This window comes from Vibrio sp. 10N.222.49.C12, assembly GCF_041475025.1.
GTDB classification, from domain to species: Bacteria; Pseudomonadota; Gammaproteobacteria; order Enterobacterales; family Vibrionaceae; genus Vibrio; species Vibrio crassostreae_C.
In genome coordinates this window covers 1-18,282 of record NZ_JBFRVF010000100.1, presented here as the reverse complement: position 1 = coordinate 18,282, position 18,282 = coordinate 1, and the positions used below count along the sequence as shown (strand labels likewise).

Genomic DNA, 18,282 nt, shown 5'->3' with positions numbered 1-18,282 from the left:
CTCCCTCGGTAATCACACTTAGAAAAGTCTGGGCATAAACAAGCCAACACTAACCTCACTAGTTTGGAGCTAAAAAGTGAATTGCAGCAGTCAATGTAGGGAGCGATGAGTGCTCGGCATTCGCGTGCTTTGCGATGGTCTATCCAACATATAAGATCAAAAAAGCGAGCACTAAGCTCGCTTTTAACTATCTGTTTTTGAAAAAATTACAGCAGTTCAACCGACTGCTGGGCGATCACGAATTCTTCGTTGGTTGGGATAACCATTGCTACTGCGTCTAACATTTCAGACTTAGCGATGATCCCTTCAGCACCAAAGCGAGCAGATTCGTTACCTGCTACATCTTCAACGAAACCTAGAATCTTAAGGTTGTTTAAGATCTCACGACGAATTGGTAGAGAGTTCTCACCGATACCACCAGTGAAGATGATACCGTCTAAAGAATCTAGCGTTGCTAGGTAAGAAGCAACGTATTTCGCTACGCGGTAAGTAAACACCTCAAACGCAAGCTTAGCGCCTTCGTGGCCCTCTTCCATTGCTTCTAAGATGCCACGAGCATCGCTCGTAAGACCAGACACGCCAAGGAAGCCAGACTCCTTGTTTAGAGAGTTAAATACTTGCTCTTGTGACCAGCCTTTCTTAAGTAGGTATTCGATGATGCCTGGGTCTAGGTCACCACAACGTGTGCCCATCATTAGGCCTGAAAGTGGTGTGAAGCCCATAGAAGTATCAACACTGTTACCATCTTTAATAGCACATACAGATGCGCCGTTACCTAGGTGAACAGAGATGAAGCTCGATTTTTCGATTGGCTTGTTAACCATCTTCGCAGCTTCACGGCTAACGAAGTAGTGGCTAGTGCCGTGGAAACCGTAGCGACGTACGCCGAAGTCTGTGTATAGCTCTTTTGCGATTGCACCAGTGAATGCACGTTGAGGCATTGTTTGGTGGAAAGCAGTATCAAATACAGCGAACTGAGGTAGAGAAGGGAAAGCTTCAATTGCAGCACGGATACCGATAGCACCTGCTGGGTTATGAAGTGGAGCTAGGTCAGATAGGCTTTCAATTTCGTTCGTTACTTCTTCAGTAATGCGAACCGTTTGAGTGAACTTCTCACCGCCGTGTACGATACGGTGACCGATAGCCACGATATCAGCCGTGAAGCCTAGGTCTTCCATCAGGCCAACCAATTTGCCAATGGCAATTTTGTGGTGGTTATCTTCACCTTGAATGGCAATTTCAGTTTTCTCGCCTTGGAATTTCCAGCTCATACGAGCATCTTCAAGACCAAAACACTCCCCTAGGCCACTTAATACTGCTTCACCAGAAACAGAATCGATTACAGCAAATTTTAGGGATGAACTACCCGAGTTAATAACCAGAACAAACGAATTAGACATTGGATATGGATCCTGTTTCAGTACGAATTGGATGAAGTGTTTACTTCAATTTTAGTTAAGTCCATTATTCAATAATTTTTGAATCTTTCAACTTTTGTTTTGAAAAAATCACTAAATGAACACAATTAAGTTGATCTTGGTCATTAAATTATTTATTTCGAGAGCGGAATTAAAAAATAGTTGAATAAGAAAATTAATGAACAGGTGACGCAAACGAGTGCTCACGTTATTTTTAACTTGATTCAGTTAATTAAAGCGACTCGAACAAATGCAGGTGATCCGCTTGAAAAACAACCCCCCTTCCCTGTCGTCTGCTTATCATTACCGATAACTTTTTGCTCGATTTCTCAATTGCTCAGTGTTTGCATCAAAAAGCTCACTGAAGTTGAGAATAGTGATCTGATCTTATTTTGATTGCCTTCGAGCACAACTCTACGAATAGATGCACTGTAACGACGCTTAGATAGCCTTCACTCTTTGTTTCAGTATCTTGTAGCACGTTCTTTTTGTATAGGCTTAGAACGCGATACAGCTAAGTTTTGGCACTAACATTCGTTCTAGGCGCGATGCTTAGTTTCATGGACGAAGCATAGTTACAGGAACGAAGCTTGATTAAAGTAAGTTAGCTACGAATATCGAGCCAACCAAAGCTTAAGTTCAAATAGCAGGCACAAAAAAGCCGAGCATTACGCTCGGCTTTTAAATTCATTGTCTAGACCTAAAGCGTCTAAGCGACAGGTTGATTAACCTTCGTTGCGCTCTGGACGACGACCACGGTTACCACCGCCATTGCCGTTACCATGGCCACGTTCGCCACGGAAGTTACCACGGTGATCGCCACCACGATTACGGTCGAAACGACGTTCGCCATCACGTCCGCCAGCAGAGTTACCATCGCGAGCACCATCACGGTTGCCACGGTATCCACCACGACCGCCTTCGCGGTTGCCGCCTTCACGGTTACCACGGTAGCCGCCACCATCACGACCGCCACGGTTGCCACCACGGTTGCCATCACGACCGCCGCCGCCACGACGAGGCTCACGGAAGTCATTGAAATCAACAACTACAGCGCCAGCTTCTTTTTGACGAATGCGAAGTTTGCTTAGCTTACCAGCAGTTTCAGAGTTCATTGCTTTTGGCAGTTGAACGTAAGTAGAACCTTGGTCTAGCTTGATAGCACCGATAGAACCTTTAGTTAGGCCAAGTTCGTTTGCTAGTGCGCCAACGATGTCTTTAACCTGAACGCCTTGCTCACGGCCAACTTGTAGTTGGTAAGTATCCCAATCTTGAGTATTGAAGTTGCGACCACCACCGTCACGGCCGTTGTCACGATCTTCACGACGCTCTTTGCGACGGTTCTTATCACGCTCAATAGCAGCGATCATTGGGTCTTCGCCAACGTAGAATAGTGGGCTCTTACCTTGCTGACGCTTAAGAAGCATTGCAGCTAGAGTAGCAGCATCAACTTCTAGAGACTCTTGAAGAGTAGAGATAAGACCTGCAAAGTTTTCTAGTGCTTTGCTTTCTTTCTCAGTTTCAAGTTCAGCGCCAAGCTTAGCAACACGTGCAGCAGCAACTTGGTCACGTAGAGGAAGTTGAATTTCTTCCATTTGAGACTTAGTTACGCGCTCGATTGTGCGAAGCATGCGAATTTGGTTAGTGCGAACTAGTAGGATCGCTTTACCTTTACGTCCAGCACGGCCAGTACGACCAATACGGTGGATGTAAGATTCAACATCGAATGGGATGTCGTAGTTGAATACGTGAGTGATGCGTGGAACATCAAGACCACGAGCTACAACGTCAGTTGCAACTAGGATGTCGATAACACCTTGTTTGATGTGATCAACAGTACGCTCACGTAGAGACTGAGGAATATCACCGTGCAGTGCAGCAGCTTTGAAGCCACGTGCAGATAGCCAATCAGCTAGACGCTCAGTGTCTTGACGAGTACGTACGAATACGATTGACGCGTCAGTTTCTTCAGTTTCTAGAAGACGAGACATTGCTTCGTCTTTTTCTACGCCTTTAACAACCCAGAAGTTCTGCGCTACTTTATCAACTGTGTGGTTAGTACCAGCAACGTCAACTTTAGCCGGGTTACGTAGGTAACGGTCAACAATAGTCTTAACCATTGGAGGCATAGTTGCAGAGAAAAGTACACGTTGTGCAGATTCTGGAGCTTGCTCTAGGATCCAAGTAACGTCATCTACGAAGCCCATTTTCAGCATTTCATCTGCTTCATCAAGAACAAATGTGTGTGCTTCATCTAGGTGTAGACGGTCACGAGTTAGTAAGTCTTTAACACGACCTGGAGTACCAACAACAATGTGAGCACCGCGGCTTAGAGCACGCATTTGGTCAACAATTGAAGCACCACCGTAGATTTCAATAACTTTAAGACCTTTGATATCACGGCCAAGGTTTTTGATTTCCGCAGCAACTTGAATCGCTAGCTCACGAGTAGGAGCCATGATGATTGCTTGTGGTTTGTGTTGGTTCAGGTTGATTTTGTTAAGTAAAGGCAGAGAGAATGCTGCTGTTTTACCAGTACCAGTCTGTGCTTTACCTAGTGCGTCACGGCCTTCAAGAAGAAGAGGAATAGCTGCTGCTTGGATTGGAGTCGGAGAAACGAAACCCATGCTATCAAGAGCTGAAAGAATGTTATCGTTTAGGGCTAATTCATTAAATTGAATTACAGATTCGGACATTGGGATCCCACTATATATAAGTAAACAAAAGGTCCCGGGAGCTCTATCAATTCCAATACTGATCCAATCAGATACTGATTCCATTCAGAGTTACGAAGCAGTAATAAAACACTTCAAGCCATTAGGGACGTCTAAGGGAGGCGGATTATTCCCTAAATGCATAAAAAAATCCAGAAAAAATTGAAATACATCACATATTTTTCGCTTTTACATCAATACTGGTTATCATATCGTCAAAACTTGATGAATATCTCGTCACAGCACCCATCTCCTAGCAAATTGACCTAGTTAAATAAGAGGGCAATTAATTAACGCTCACTTCGCCTTTAAGTAGTAATCAAGCCTCGCAATGATTATAGTGTGCTCAATTGTCCTCGATAGATAAAAGTCAAAATGTTTCAAGATAATCCTCTACTCGCTCAGCTCAAGCAGCAAATCCAAGAAACCCTCCCTAAAAAGGAAGGTACCATCAAAGCCACTGAAAAAGGTTTTGGTTTTCTCGAAGTTGATAGCAAAACAAGCTTCTTTATCCCGCCTCCGTACATGAAGAAGTGTGTGCACGGTGACAAGGTGATTGCCATCATTCGCACAGAGAAAGAGCGCGAAGTAGCAGAGCCTGAGGAATTGGTTGAACAAGGTCTTACTCGCTTTATTGCACGAGTTAAGCTTTTCAAAGGCCGATTGAACGTTGTTCCTGATCACCCGCAGCTCAAAAAACTGCAACTTAAAGCGAAAGCAATGAAGGGTCTAAACCCTGAAACGCTTAAAGAAGGTGACTGGGTTGTTGCTCATATCGTTCAACACCCATTAAAAGGTGACAATGGTTTCTTGGCTCAGATCTCTGAGAAAATCACAGACGCTGACGACAAGATTGCACCTTGGTGGGTAACGCTGGCACAAAACGATCTACCAAACAGCGAGCCTGAAGGCATCGACAACTGGCTAATCAACGATGACGCCGATCTTGAACGTGTAGACATGACGCACGTCCCTTTTGTGACTATCGATGGCGAAAGCACAAAAGATATGGATGACGCGCTTTACGCGAAGAAGAAAGAGAACGGTGATTTTGAACTGACTATCGCAATTGCTGATCCAACGGCTTACATCTCTCCAGATGATGCGATGGATAAAGTGGCACGCGAGCGCGGTTTCACTATCTACCTTCCTGGTCGCAACATCCCAATGTTGCCTCGTGATCTTGCTGACAACCTATGTTCACTGATCGAGAACGAAGTTCGTCCTGCACTTTGCTGCACAGTAACGGTATCTAAAGATGGCGTTATCGGTGATGACATTAACTTCTTCGCTGCAAACATCAAATCTCATGCTCGTCTTGCTTACGACAACGTATCAGACTGGCTAGAAACAGGTGCATCAGAGAAATGGCAACCATCAGAAGAGATTGCTGCAATTGTTTCTGATCTTCACCAATTTGCTCAAGCACGTTCAGCATGGCGCTCAGCAAACGCTGTTGTGTTCCCAGATCGCCCTGACTACCGCTTTGAACTGAGCGAAGATAACGATGTTGTCGCTATCCACGCTGACATGCGTCGTAGCGCAAACAAGCTGGTTGAAGAATCAATGATCAGCGCGAACATCTGTGCGGGCCGAGTACTAAAAGAGAGCTTCAACCAAGGTGTGTTTAACTGCCATTCTGGTTTCAAGGCTGAGAAAATCTCCGACGTTCTTGAACTGGTAAACCCGCAAGCGGAAACGCCGTTCACTGAAGAGCAAATCATTTCTCTAGAAGGTTTTGCTACTCTACGTCGTTGGTTAGGTTCTTTAGATAACAGCTACTACGACAACCGTATTCGTAAATTCCAAGCGTATAGCGAGATCAGCAATGAGCCTGCACCGCACTACGCGATGGGATTAGATATTTACGCAACTTGGACTTCTCCAATTCGTAAATATGGCGACATGATTAACCACCGTATGCTTAAAGCACACATCTTAGGTAAAGCGCCAATTCAAACACCAGATGAAACTATCGGTGATGAACTTGCCCTGCACCGCCGTCACCACGGCATGGCTGAGCGTAATGTTGGCGATTGGTTGTATGCTCGCACTCTAGCCAATGCTCCAGCAGAAGAAACTCGTTTCCAAGCTGAGATTTTCGATATTAACCGTGCAGGTATGCGTGTACGTTTACTTGAAAATGGTGCTGCTGCATTTATCCCTGGATCTCTCATTCTTAATAATAAAGAAAGAATAGAGTGCAACGGTGATATGGGTACTGTATCTATCGATAAAGAAATGGTATACAAACTGGGAGACGTTTTAGAAGTAGTTCTCTCTGAAGTTAATCAGGAAAACCGTAACTTAGTAGCAAAACCTACTCAAGTATTTGCGGACTTGCCTAGCAAGCCTGAAACGACAAACGAAACCGAAGCTTAAAGCCTTTAACAGCTACAGCTTTCAAGGTTACGGCTTTCAAGGTCAAAGCTTTCAAGGTCAAAGCTATCAAGGTCAAAGGCTTCAAAGGTTCACTTCTAAAGGCGCTAATTATTAGCGCCTTTTTTGTAAATGTCTCATGCTTAAACAATACTTAAAAAAAACAATCAATAAGCAATCAATTTACAACGTCAAAGAAGCTCACTATGTCATCAATCACAGTTACTCAGTTCAGAAACTTCATTCCCAGGAGACGAGAACGTTATCCTGCCTCTAAAAACGGTATCTTTATAGTGTCGAAAGGCAGCATTTCTTTTGTGTTGCCCAATGGTACTCAAGCCTCGTTGCAAGCGGGAGATTTCACCCTTTACAATTCTGGTCAGATTAAAGACATCACGGTTAACACTGAAAATGGCGAATTCAGCGCAACCTGCTTAGATTTTGATTTGGCTATTTTTCAAAAGTTCATTAATCAGTTCAGCGATTTAGAGTCCGCTCGAATCCCAGACAAGTACATTAAGTTCAATCAAACGGATACTGAGCTCTGTCAGTTGAAAGATCTCATCATGTCACTGGCCAACTCTTCTTCTCAGAATGACTACGCACTCACTCAATTAGGCTTAAGTTTGCTGTCTTTGATGGTGGAACAGTACCCAGCTCTATTGGCTATTATTGCTCGAGCTTCAAGGTTAACCGTGACCCAAAGAGTCATTCATTACATCGAGCAAAACATTGAAAACAATATCTCTTTGGATACGCTCGCCAGTTACATGGGAATGTCACCGGCTACGCTTAAACGTCGCTTATCGGCTGAAGATCTGTCGTTCTCAAACTTATTAAAGATAAAACGTATTGCTCATGCAGCCACTCAACTAAGAACATCGGATAAGTCGATCACTCAAATCGCGTATGAGTCAGGCTTTAAAAGTGCCGCTCACTTCAGCACGGCCTTTAAAACGTATCACGGAAAAACACCAAAAGACTTCCGATCGCTAGTGGCACAAGCACAACTGCAGAGCGTAAAGCCGCAAGTTTAAAGAAACAAAGCGATAGATTGATGTGGACGTCTTAGTTGGGAACTGGTGTAAACCAAGTGGCTTCAATATTAAGCCACTTGGGTGTGGGATGAGATGATTTGGCTTTGGGATTCAGTGGTTGAGTTTTGATACTCATTGATTCAGCTTTGCGAGCAGGCCACCAGCAAACGTGAAAACAGAGTGACTATGACCAGAAGTACGATTTAGGGTCTTTTTCTATTTCCGCCAAAATAGCATCAAGATCCTTCGATTTAGGAAGGTACGGATACGGCCCCCAATTCACAGAGTCGGTTTCGACATCCCCTTCAAGCGGCACCATCACTAACCAACAAGACAGCGACTCATCAAAAGTCACGCAGACGATCTCGTTTGTATAATCACTGTGAGATGAGTCGAGTAGATAATGCGCCTGAGAAAACAGCACACCACCCTCACACTCTTCATATAGGGATTTGCCTAGCTCGACAGGTAAACTTCGATTTCGAGATATACAGAGCCTCTCGGCCCCAATTAAAAGACGATTCAGCTCGATATGAATGACGGACATAACACCCCTTGTAACTTAATAGAAACTTCTAAGTAGTGAATTCCTCTACTTAGCTTAGGACTCAACAAACATTTTAGCGAACAAGCGTAATCAAAATACCTGCCCTGCTCCCAGAAACGAATCTTGCTCTCGGAAACCCAGAAAGCTACGACTCATCAAGCGAACAGCTATACATCGAGAGTATGGAATTTCACAAAAGTGTCATATAACCGACCTATCATATGCGACAAATGTTATTAACTAGGAGTTGTTTATGTTACGAGTCGCGCTTGCCTCTCTTTTATCCTTAGCCCTGTCTTCTCATGCTGCTTTAGCACAAGAAACCACTATTTCGGGCTCCACTTCAGTATCACGAGTGATGGATGTATTAGCTGAGGAGTACAACAAGACTCACCCTGATAACTATATTGCGGTTCAGGGCATTGGTTCTACAGCAGGTATTACCATGGTTAATAAAGGTGTCTCTGACATCGGTATGAGCTCGCGTTATTTAACCGACCGCGAACAAGACGAGAAGTTGAAGGTATTTCCAATTGCCTTTGACGGCCTAGCTGTAGTAACTAACCGCTCAAACGCTGTAAGCAACGTTACACGTGAGCAGCTGTTCGATATCTACAAAGGCAAAATCACGAACTGGAAAGCTGTGGGTGGCGCAGATCAGCCTATCGCAGTTGTCACTCGCGAAGCGTCTTCTGGCTCACGCTATAGCTTCGAAAGTTTGCTTGGTTTAACGAAGATCATTAATGACCGTCTAGTGTCTGACATCAACCCAAATAACTTGGTTGTAAACAGCAACAGCATGGTTAAAACGATTGTTAACCATAACCCACACGCGATTGGTTTTATCTCTGTTGGTTCAATCGACCGTTCGATTAAAGCAATTACATTTGAAGGCGTAGAGCCAACATCTAAGAACATTGCTAACCACAGCTATGAATTGGCTCGCCCATTCTTGTTGCTGCACAAGACAGACTCAGTTTCTGACGAGAGCAAAGACTTCATCAAGTTCGTGAAGTCAAAGCAAGGGCAAGAACTTATCGAAGAGTACGGCTACACTCGCATTAAATAAGTGGGATAGTTTTATCTAATGTAAACAAAAAGAGAGAGCACTATGCTCTCTCTTTTTTTGAATCTTTATAAATCGCTTCTTTACAAACCACTTAGAAGTGAAGTTGAATCACTGAAACGATCACAGCGCCAGGACGACGAATACCTTCGATTTCGACGCGAATTTCGCGTTCAATCTCTAGGCCTTTCTTAATTGGCGTTACTTTTGTTAGCGTACTTTTAGCACGAACATTACTGCCCGATTTAACAGGGTATGGGAAACGTACTTGGTTAAGACCAATGTTTACGACCATCTTCGCTGTTGGGAATTGAGACTTGTCAGGGTCAACACTGTCAGTCAATCGAGGAAGCAGAGATAAAGTTAAAAAACCATGTGCGATGGTTGTTTTGAACGGAGAGTCTGTTTCCGCTTTTTCAGGCTCAGTGTGAATCCACTGCATATCTTCAGTAACAAGGCCGAACTGGTTAATACGGTCTTGACTTACATTGATCCAGTCGCCAGTATGGATGACTTCACCGATCTGTTGATTAAGCTCATCAAACACAAGTTGTGCTTCTGGCTTAAGTACGATCGGCTGTTCCACCGGCATCTCTGGTGCATCTTCATTGACAGCAGGTTTGTGGTGATCACGAACCCACGCAAAGAAATGTCTATTTTGCGTACGATTAAGAAAGTCGCCCCAGTAATCTCTAAGAGCTGGAGACATCCATTGCATAAACTCTGAGTGTTGCGAAGACATGCTATCGCCTCGGTGTTTAAATAAATCAATGACTTTCATAAGAACCTCAATGCACAAAAAATTTCAATATAACTTCGTAATTTTGAAACACTTCACACTATTGTGCAAATGTTTTCGAGCATACAACCGTTAGCTGAACCTTGTTAAAATCAAATTAAACATATACTTACCAATAAAACATCATTTTATTACAAAACCCAAATTAGAGTGTTAGCTCTATCACATGACAAACATTTGTTTATATAAAAGGCGTTTTTATTCATAAGTGGAATAAAAAAAGGCTTAGCGCAATGCTAAACCTTAGTTTTTACAAGGAATTAGTTTTCCGAGGGTTGGTCTTGTCAGAGACGAATCTTACAAGACACTCAATCCTCTATTCGTCATCAAGCGGAACCAGCTTGGTATTACCACCGTGTGCTTTCTCACGCTTACGTTGCACGAATGCGTAGAAGCCAGGGATTAGGAACGTACCCGCCAGTAATACACATAACAGGCCGCCGATCAGTGAAATACCCAAAGAGTTCTGACTCACGTGACCTGCGCCCGCAGCAAAGATAAGCGGGAAGATACCTAAGATGAACGACCAAGACGTCATGTTCACAGCACGGAAACGTAAAGTACCGCCCTTCACCGCCGCATCTTCAATCGGTGCGTCTTTCTCTTCACGCTCAACCTTTGCGAATTCCACAATCAAGATTGCGTTCTTCGCGGCCAAGGCTATCAAGAGAACCAAACCTATTTGTGCATAAAGGTTCAGCGGAGTGCCCGTTAGATTCAATGCCAAGAAGGAGCCTAAGGTTGCGACAGGTACCACGAGGATAATCGCAATCGGAATTGTCCAACTCTCGTATTGAGCCACCATAAACAGGTAGATGAAGATCAGAGCCAGTGCGAAAGCAAAGATCGCTTGGTTACCTGCTAGTACTTCTTGGTAAGCCATGCCTGTCCATTCGTACTGATACCCCTGAGGCAATACTTCTGCAGCTACGCGTTCCATTGCCGCAATCGCATCACCACTTGAGTAACCTTCTGCAGGTTGACCTTGAATCACGGCACTGCGGTACATGTTGTAACGCCATGCTACATCTGGTTCGAAGATCTGGTCGTAAGTCACCAATGTGCTTAACGGGATCATCTCGCCATTAGACGAACGAACGTGGAATCGTTGTAGGTCATCCATGCTGCTACGGTGTTCACTGTCAGCTTGCATGGTTACGCGGAAGTTTTTACCAAACATGGTGAAATCATTCACGTACAGAGAACCTAAGTTACCTTGTAGTGTTTGGAAGATTTCCGACAACGGAATACCAAGTTGCTGCGCTTTCTCACGGTCAATGTCGACATAGTAGTGCGGTACATTGGCACGGAAGGTACTGAATGTATGTGAAATCTCGGGCTGTTTAGCGGCCTCTGCAATCACGTCATTCATAACCATCGCTAGATCAGTTCGGCTACGACCTAATGTATCTTCAAGAACGAATTCAAAACCAGACGCTGCACCCATACCCGGTACTGCTGGAGGCCCCATCGCAAACACGACAGCTTGAGGAAGTTCAGTCGCAGCACGACCATTAATACGCTGTGAGATAGCCTGAGCAGAGTGTTGACCATCCAGTGCATTACGCATGTCCCAATCGTGAAGCTTGATGAACATTGACGCACCATTCGACGCAGAAGCGCCCGTCATAAATGCGTAGCCGTTAACCAGTGTTACGCCATCAACACCCGGCTCTTGTTCAACCATTTCAAGCAGCTGCTTAGTCACTTCTTCGGTTCGAGACAAGGATGCCGCGTCAGGAAGCTGAACGTTAACCAGCAAAATGCCTTTATCTTCTTGAGGTACAAACGCCGTAGACGTTGTCTTCGCAAAATAAGTCACAGCCGCCAAAGCCACAAAGAAGAAAGTGAACAGCAGAACGCCTTTCTTAACTAAGAAGCCAGCCACTTGACCGTATTTGTTAGTAACAGACTCTAGACCACGGTTAAATGCTTGGTACCAACGCGCCGTGTTACCACCACCCTGCTTAAGAACCAGTGAACACAATGCAGGTGATAGCGTTAATGCGTTAATTGAAGAGATAACAACCGCGATACAGATAGTCAGAGCGAACTGACGGTACATGATGCCAGTAATACCAGGAAGCATTGCAACAGGGATGAATACCGCAAGTAGAACCAAGGTCGACGTAATGATCGGCCCCGTTACTTCTTTCATCGCAATAAGCGTGGCTTTACGCGGTGAAATGGTTGGGTCTTTAGCCATTGTGGTATCAACGTTCTCGATAACCAAGATCGCATCATCTACTACGATACCAATCGCTAGTATCAAACCAAACAGGGTTACCGTGTTGATGGTGAAACCCGTCATCTGCATGATGGCAAACGTACCAATCAAAGATACCGGAATCGCAACTACAGGAATCAAGGTTGCACGCGCACTACCCAAGAACAGGTACGTTACCGCAATAACCAGCAAGATGGCTTCGATTAAGGTCTTTACTACCCCTTTGATCGACTCAGCAACAAACAGTGTAGTGTCGTAACTTGCTTCATACGCCACGCCTTCTGGGAAGTTCTTGCTTAAGTTTTCCAGCATCGCCATCACAGCTTTGCCACTTTCCAGCGCGTTAGCGTCTGATTGAAGTGACAGCGTTACGATCGACGCATCTTGACCACGGTATTTACCATTACCGTCGTAGAACTTTTTACCAAGCTCAACACGTGCAATGTCTTTTAAGTAAACCGTTGAACCGTCTTGAGTTGCACGAAGAACAACATTTTCAAACTCATCAGCTGTTTCTAATCGGCCTTTTGTTACCAAGTTGAACTGCACTTCTTGTGCGTTGTTATAAGGTGCAGCACCAATACGGCCTGCAGCAACTTGAACGTTCTGCTCTGCCAACGCGCGATTCACGTCTGAAGTGGTGATATTGAGGTTAGCCATTTTCTCAGGATCTAACCAAACACGCATCGCGTATTCACCACCACCCAACACGTTAACTTCACTGATGCCCTTCACACGAGCCAGCTGATCTTTAATGTTCAAGTTCACGTAGTTGATCAAGAATTGGTCGTTGTACTCACCGTTTGGAGAGTAGAAGTTCAATACCATCAAAAGGTCTGGTGAACGCTTTTTAACGGTGACACCCACCATTCGAACTTCTTGCGGAAGCTTCGATTCGATTTGAGCAACTCGGTTCTGAACGTTGACCTGAGCCATATCTGGGTCAGTACCAACATCAAAGGTCACATTAAGGTTGTATGAACCATCGTTAGCGCTTTTAGAAGACATGTAGATCATATCTTCAACGCCGTTAACCGACGTTTCTATGGGGTCGGCTATCGCCTGTTCCACCACTTCAGCACTTGCGCCCGTGTAGAATGCCGACACACTAACCGACGGTGGACTAATTTTTGGATATTCAGCCACTGGCAAGATAGCGAGAGAAATCGCACCCGCCAGCGTTAAGATTATGGATATAACAAGGGCGAACTTAGGCCTTTGAATAAAGAAACGACTTAACATAAATAGTCCCCTTACTCAGCTTGTTCAGCAGAAGCTTGAATACGAACAGACATACCATTGCGAACACGCTGTAGGCCTTGAGTGATGACTGCGTCGTTTTTCTCTAATCCAGAATGAACAATCACACCACCTTCAACCTGACGACCCATTTCGATGTTTCTACGCTCAGCCACAGGAGCAGCTTCGCCTTCAACTAACACCATAACAAAGTCGCCTTCAAGGTCGGTTTGAACCGCGCGGCGAGGAATGGTTACGACATCAATAGATTGCTTCTCACGCAGATCAACACGAACGTGCTGACCAGGAAGCAATTGCTGGTCTGGGTTATCGGCAATAGCGCGCATCGCGATCGTACCAGTGTTTAGGTTGATACGGTTGCCCAAGAAATCGAGCTGACCTAGATGTTCGAATGCTTCGCCATTTTCAAGCATGATTTGCACTTCAACACGATCAGAATCGCTGCTGCCGTCACCTTCAATTCGGTCCATACCTAACTCAATACGCTCACGCTCACTGATGCTGAACGATGCATGGATTGGGTCTAGGCTAACCAAAGTTGTCAGAACACCTGAAGACGGTGAAACTAGGTCACCTTTACTTACTTTAGTGTCACTGATTCTTCCAGAGAAAGGCGCGATAATTTTGGTGTGAGAAAGTTGGACATTCGCGGCGTTTAACTGAGCTTGGCTTGCTTCTAACTGTGCTTGAGAACCTAATAGGTTTGCCGTTAATGCATCAAATTCAGATTGAGAAATACTGCCCTTAGGAAGTAGGTTCTTACCACGATTGAAATCAAGTTCGGCTTTTTTAAGGTTGGCATTCGCTTGAGCAACAGCCGCTTTCGCGCTTGCTACTTCTGCTTCAAATGATGAAGGCTCAATTGAGTAAAGCAATTGCCCCTTCTCGACCATTTGGCCTTCTTTGAAATGGCGGCTTTGCAGGTAGCCAGAAACTTGTGCAGTAATTGCCGTGTCTTCAACGGCTTCAATACGACCGATGTACGACTTACTTTGTTGGTGAGAAACGACGCTAACATCCTGTACAGCTACGAGAGGTAAAGGCGCTTGCTTGGCATTCTGAGCATCTTGCCCACATCCAGCAAGAATAAGAGAGCTTGCAAGAGCCGTAAGGATTAACTTTTTACGCATGGTTATACCGTCACTTATGAGAAATTGAACAGCATAAAAGTTACGTAACACAATTGCTTCAAATGTCCGAGGAATATCAATTATAACTGGCCAAAGTGTATCAATATGTTAATTGAAACCAAGTGCTTATAAAGTGATTACAAACACGCTACAATTCCTAAGTAAATCAATCTCTCAGCTTTTGTTCTCTATGGATATTGTCTAACATAATGTATTGTCAGACAGATAAGCATTCACATTTAATTGTTAAGGAATTCTCATGATTTCAAAATGGGCTAAACGTTTCTATCAAATGGCGGAATTGGTCGGTTCTTGGAGTAAAGATCCTTCAACTCAAGTCGGCGCCGTAATCACTAAGCACAACCGCATTGTTTCTGTTGGTTTTAATGGCTACCCACATGGCGTGTCTGATAGTGCGGATACTGATGACAGAGAGATGAAGTACCTCAAGACACTTCACGCTGAAGAAAATGCGATCTTATTCGCCAAGCGTGATTTGGACAGCTGTGAAATCTGGGTGACTCACTTCCCTTGCCCAAACTGCGCAGCGAAAATCATCCAAACCGGTATTTCTGCGGTTCACTGCCCAGAGCAAAGTGAAGACTTTCTTTCTCGCTGGGGAGACAAAATCAAAGTGAGCCAAGATATGTTTGAACAAGCAGGCGTAAAAGTCGATTGGTTGCCACTGGCTGACCTAGATTAAACGAACAGATAGTTAGAACAAAAAAGCCGAGAGTCGATATTATCGCTCTCGGCTTTCTTTTGTTTGGGGCTCAGCGGACTGCAGGATTAAGCACTGACAGGAAATGCTTCAGCGTATGCTTCCATGAAATCTTTACGAATCTCTTGCTCTAGATGAACCGCCTTCTCGGTTGGACAGAAAATCATAAAATGGACTTCTTGCTCACCTGTCGAACTGCTTGTGATATGGATGTGAGGCTCAGAACCCGGAAGGTCAACACCAGCGTGCTTTTCGATCACACCGTTGTAACGGCGAGCAACATCGATAAACTCTTCGCAATGCTCTTCAATTTTCACAATAAGACCCGACAGCATAGGGTATAGGTTTACAAAGTCTTTCACCGTCACAAAAAAGTTATGATAAACATAACGCTTCATGAAGTTGAGGTTCTTAACTGGATAAGTGAAGAACATGCTATTAGGCAGCGTGGCTGTCTTGCCAGTGAAGTGATATTGCCCATGATACAAATCGATTTCTTGAATCACGGTCGCCATCAGATTGTGCTCAATCACTTCACCGCTGATTTTACCCACTTCGATCCAGTCGCCGATTCTAAATGAACGAGAACTCGCACGCTGAATAGAACCGGTGAAACACAAAATGATCTCTTTTGAAGCCACTACTATCGCAACAGCAATGGCCGTGACAGATAGCGCAAACTCGCTGATTTCGGATTTCCACAGCACAAATAACGTCACAACAATAATCGCGAATGTGCCGTTTTTGGTTCGTGACATCCAGTTACGTTGGTCTTCACTAAGGAAAGCAACATCACCTCTTATTTGAGATAAGGTGATTCGGCGAATGATTAAAATAATAGTGATAATCAACGCACTAAAAATAAACTTATGAGCGAGTAGAAAATCAATTACTTGCCACACTTTTTCCATTACTTATTCCTTAGCATTACAACGACGAGCTTTACAACGATTAGCGGAGACTTCGCTATGAAAAAGCGCTCAAAAATAGAGCGCTTTTTTACGTGCCTAAATCAGCTATTGGTAAGGCTATCATTTTATCTTGGCAGAAGTAATAAATTGGCCAAAAGTTTCACACCAAATCACAACCGTATTAAATCGATTAAGATCAGTACCTTCGGGAAGCTCAACCATAAAGCGGTCGAATGTTTTCACATCTCCGACTCTCAATAACTCGTTCTTGCTGTCATTGAAAGCGTGCTCGGTTTCAATGAACTTAGGCGAGAGATAAACCTTGTAATCAGGTCCCGGCGCCAATTCACCTTCAAAAGCGATCGCACTTTCGGATACTGAGACGATGCCTTCTCCCCAGTGCAAGAAGTCACTGTCTTGTCGATCTTTAGTGAACTCACCCGTGTAGATAGCCTGCTCACTGATCGCTTCAACAGAACTTGAGGAAGGAGAATCAGGCTCAATCAAGATAGGTAATGCGTAAACACCCAGCCCAAAACCAAAAGCACCCACGGCTAAGTGGGTGCAAAGTAAAACTAACTTTTTCATTGCGTACTCCCTTATGCTTAAAGAGAGTATTATTGAATACTCTCAAAAAAAGCAAAGAGATATCGTGCTAAAGGCCGCTATTTTTGGTAGTGAACGGCTGTGCGTTGTGACAGTTCAACAATCACTTTAACCGCCTGTTCCATGCCTTGAATGGTAATGAACTCATGAATACCGTGGAAGTTGTAGCCACCAGTAAAGATATTCGGACATGGTAGCCCCATGAAAGATAAACGAGCACCGTCTGTACCACCTCGGATTGGTTTAACCATTGGCTCGACATTGCACTCAATCATCGCCTGCTTGGCCAATTCAATAATATGTTGATGCGGTTCAACCATCTCTTTCATGTTGAAGTAGCTATCGGTTAGCACCAGCTCAACACGGCCTTTCTCAAGGCGCTCATTCAGCTCATCGACTTTCTGTTGCATGAATGCCTTACGTGCTTCTACACCCTCACGTTCAAAATCACGGATGATGTAACCCAGCTCAGAGCGAGCCACACCCATTTCAGCCGATTTCAGGTGGTAAAAACCTTCATAACCTTCTGTGCACTCAGGTGTTTCTTGCGCAGGCATCATCAATTGGAATTGCGCTGCAATGTTCATCGAGTTCACCATTTTACCTTTTGCGGTTCCCGGGTGAACGTTCACGCCATGACAGATAACATCAGCGCTCGTGGCATTGAAGTTCTCAAATTCCAACTCCCCTACTGGGCCACCATCGATGGTGTACGCCCACTCGGCGCCAAATTTTTCAACGTCAAACAGGTTCGCACCGCGACCAATCTCTTCATCCGGCGTGAAACCAATGCAGATGTCGCCGTGTTTGATGTCTGGATTCGCTTTCAGGTAAGCAATCGCGCTGATGATTTCAGCGATACCCGCTTTGTTGTCGGCACCAAGCAGAGTTGTGCCGTCAGTCGTAATCAGGTCGTGACCATGTAAAGAATCAAGATCTGGGTACTGGCTTGGGTTTAAGCTCTCGCCACTGTCACCTAATTCAATCGTTCCACCTCGGTAATCTTTAATCACTTGTGGTTTCACATTGGCGCCTGATGCGTCAGGAGCGGTATCCATGTGCGCCACAAAGCCAATCGCAGGTACTGGGTAATCGACGTTCGACGGCAGTTTTGCCATCAAATATCCATTCTCATCTAAAGACACATCAACTAACTCTAATGCGATCAATTCTGACTTTAAGGCTTCAGCAAAGGTGATTTGACCCGGTGAACTTGGGCACTGCTGATTAGAAGGATCGGATTTGGTATCAAAAGTAACGTAATTCAGAAAACGTTCTACAAGCTTTTCCATAATTTATCTCACCATGGATTAAGTAATTGATTTACTGACTTAATTATTAACGTAAATAAATGATGTATTTTTAGAAAAATACGAACACAGAGTCAGCAGCGTGTGATTACCGAGGGAGGTTGACGGTCTAATTACCGAAGGACTCTGTCATAGTATTATTAATAGTAGTCAACCT

At 44.4% G+C, this 18,282-nt stretch carries 13 protein-coding genes; 4 read left to right on the top strand and 9 right to left on the bottom strand.

Annotation, left to right across the window (positions count from 1 at the left end; all coding sequences use genetic code 11):
• Positions 1–206: 206 nt before the first annotated feature.
• Positions 207–1,400, bottom strand: coding sequence for an acetate/propionate family kinase (locus AB4583_RS20705; RefSeq protein ID WP_017064366.1), 1,194 nt, complete (start codon positions 1,398–1,400; stop codon positions 207–209).
• Positions 1,401–2,143: 743 nt separating this feature from the next.
• Positions 2,144–4,198 carry a DEAD/DEAH box helicase gene (locus AB4583_RS20700; protein ID WP_081325153.1) on the bottom strand — a complete coding sequence of 685 codons (2,055 nt, stop codon included), beginning with the start codon at positions 4,196–4,198 and terminating at the stop codon, positions 2,144–2,146.
• Positions 4,199–4,507: 309 nt separating this feature from the next.
• On the opposite strand from AB4583_RS20700, the gene rnb reads away from it, so the two are divergent.
• The gene (gene rnb, locus AB4583_RS20695) at positions 4,508–6,514 is read left to right on the top strand and encodes an exoribonuclease II (RefSeq protein ID WP_372119191.1); all 2,007 of its coding nucleotides are present in this window, start codon (positions 4,508–4,510) and stop codon (positions 6,512–6,514) included.
• Positions 6,515–6,717: 203 nt separating this feature from the next.
• Entirely contained in the window at positions 6,718–7,548 is an 831-nt protein-coding gene (locus AB4583_RS20690; protein ID WP_017064362.1) for an AraC family transcriptional regulator, read from the top strand.
• Positions 7,549–7,732: 184 nt separating this feature from the next.
• Here AB4583_RS20690 and AB4583_RS20685 read toward each other — a convergent pair whose 3' ends face one another.
• On the bottom strand, positions 7,733–8,095 hold the full coding sequence (locus tag AB4583_RS20685) for a DUF3024 domain-containing protein (RefSeq protein ID WP_017068411.1): 363 nt from the start codon (positions 8,093–8,095) through the stop codon (positions 7,733–7,735).
• 253 nt (positions 8,096–8,348) lie between these two features.
• Here AB4583_RS20685 and AB4583_RS20680 point away from each other — a divergent pair, with 253 nt between their 5' ends.
• Positions 8,349–9,164: a phosphate ABC transporter substrate-binding protein gene (locus AB4583_RS20680; RefSeq protein WP_017068410.1), complete on the top strand. Its 816-nt coding sequence runs from the start codon at positions 8,349–8,351 to the stop codon at positions 9,162–9,164.
• Between the two features lie 91 nt (positions 9,165–9,255).
• On the opposite strand, the gene AB4583_RS20675 is transcribed toward AB4583_RS20680, so the two are convergent.
• From AB4583_RS20675 to AB4583_RS20665, 3 genes are all read right to left on the bottom strand, one after another.
• Positions 9,256–9,942: a MaoC family dehydratase gene (locus tag AB4583_RS20675; RefSeq protein ID WP_017071609.1), complete on the bottom strand. Its 687-nt coding sequence runs from the start codon at positions 9,940–9,942 to the stop codon at positions 9,256–9,258.
• Positions 9,943–10,276: 334 nt separating this feature from the next.
• A complete protein-coding gene (locus tag AB4583_RS20670) occupies positions 10,277–13,429 on the bottom strand; it encodes an efflux RND transporter permease subunit (RefSeq protein WP_372119187.1) in 3,153 nt (1,050 codons plus the stop codon).
• An 11-nt stretch (positions 13,430–13,440) separates the two neighbouring features.
• The gene (locus AB4583_RS20665) at positions 13,441–14,577 is read right to left on the bottom strand and encodes an efflux RND transporter periplasmic adaptor subunit (RefSeq protein WP_017067488.1); all 1,137 of its coding nucleotides are present in this window, start codon (positions 14,575–14,577) and stop codon (positions 13,441–13,443) included.
• Between the two features lie 259 nt (positions 14,578–14,836).
• Here AB4583_RS20665 and AB4583_RS20660 point away from each other — a divergent pair, with 259 nt between their 5' ends.
• Complete coding sequence (locus AB4583_RS20660) at positions 14,837–15,280, top strand: dCMP deaminase family protein (RefSeq protein WP_017059490.1); 444 nt, start codon at positions 14,837–14,839, stop codon at positions 15,278–15,280.
• 86 nt (positions 15,281–15,366) lie between these two features.
• On the opposite strand, the gene AB4583_RS20655 is transcribed toward AB4583_RS20660, so the two are convergent.
• From AB4583_RS20655 to pepT, 3 genes are all read right to left on the bottom strand, one after another.
• Positions 15,367–16,209, bottom strand: coding sequence for a mechanosensitive ion channel family protein (locus AB4583_RS20655; protein WP_017064358.1), 843 nt, complete (start codon positions 16,207–16,209; stop codon positions 15,367–15,369).
• A gap of 120 nt (positions 16,210–16,329) precedes the next feature.
• Positions 16,330–16,797 (bottom strand): DM13 domain-containing protein, encoded by a 468-nt coding sequence (locus AB4583_RS20650; RefSeq protein WP_017068406.1) that lies wholly within the window; start codon positions 16,795–16,797, stop codon positions 16,330–16,332.
• Between the two features lie 77 nt (positions 16,798–16,874).
• On the bottom strand, positions 16,875–18,107 hold the full coding sequence (gene pepT, locus AB4583_RS20645) for a peptidase T (RefSeq protein ID WP_372119183.1): 1,233 nt from the start codon (positions 18,105–18,107) through the stop codon (positions 16,875–16,877).
• Positions 18,108–18,282 lie beyond the last annotated feature (175 nt).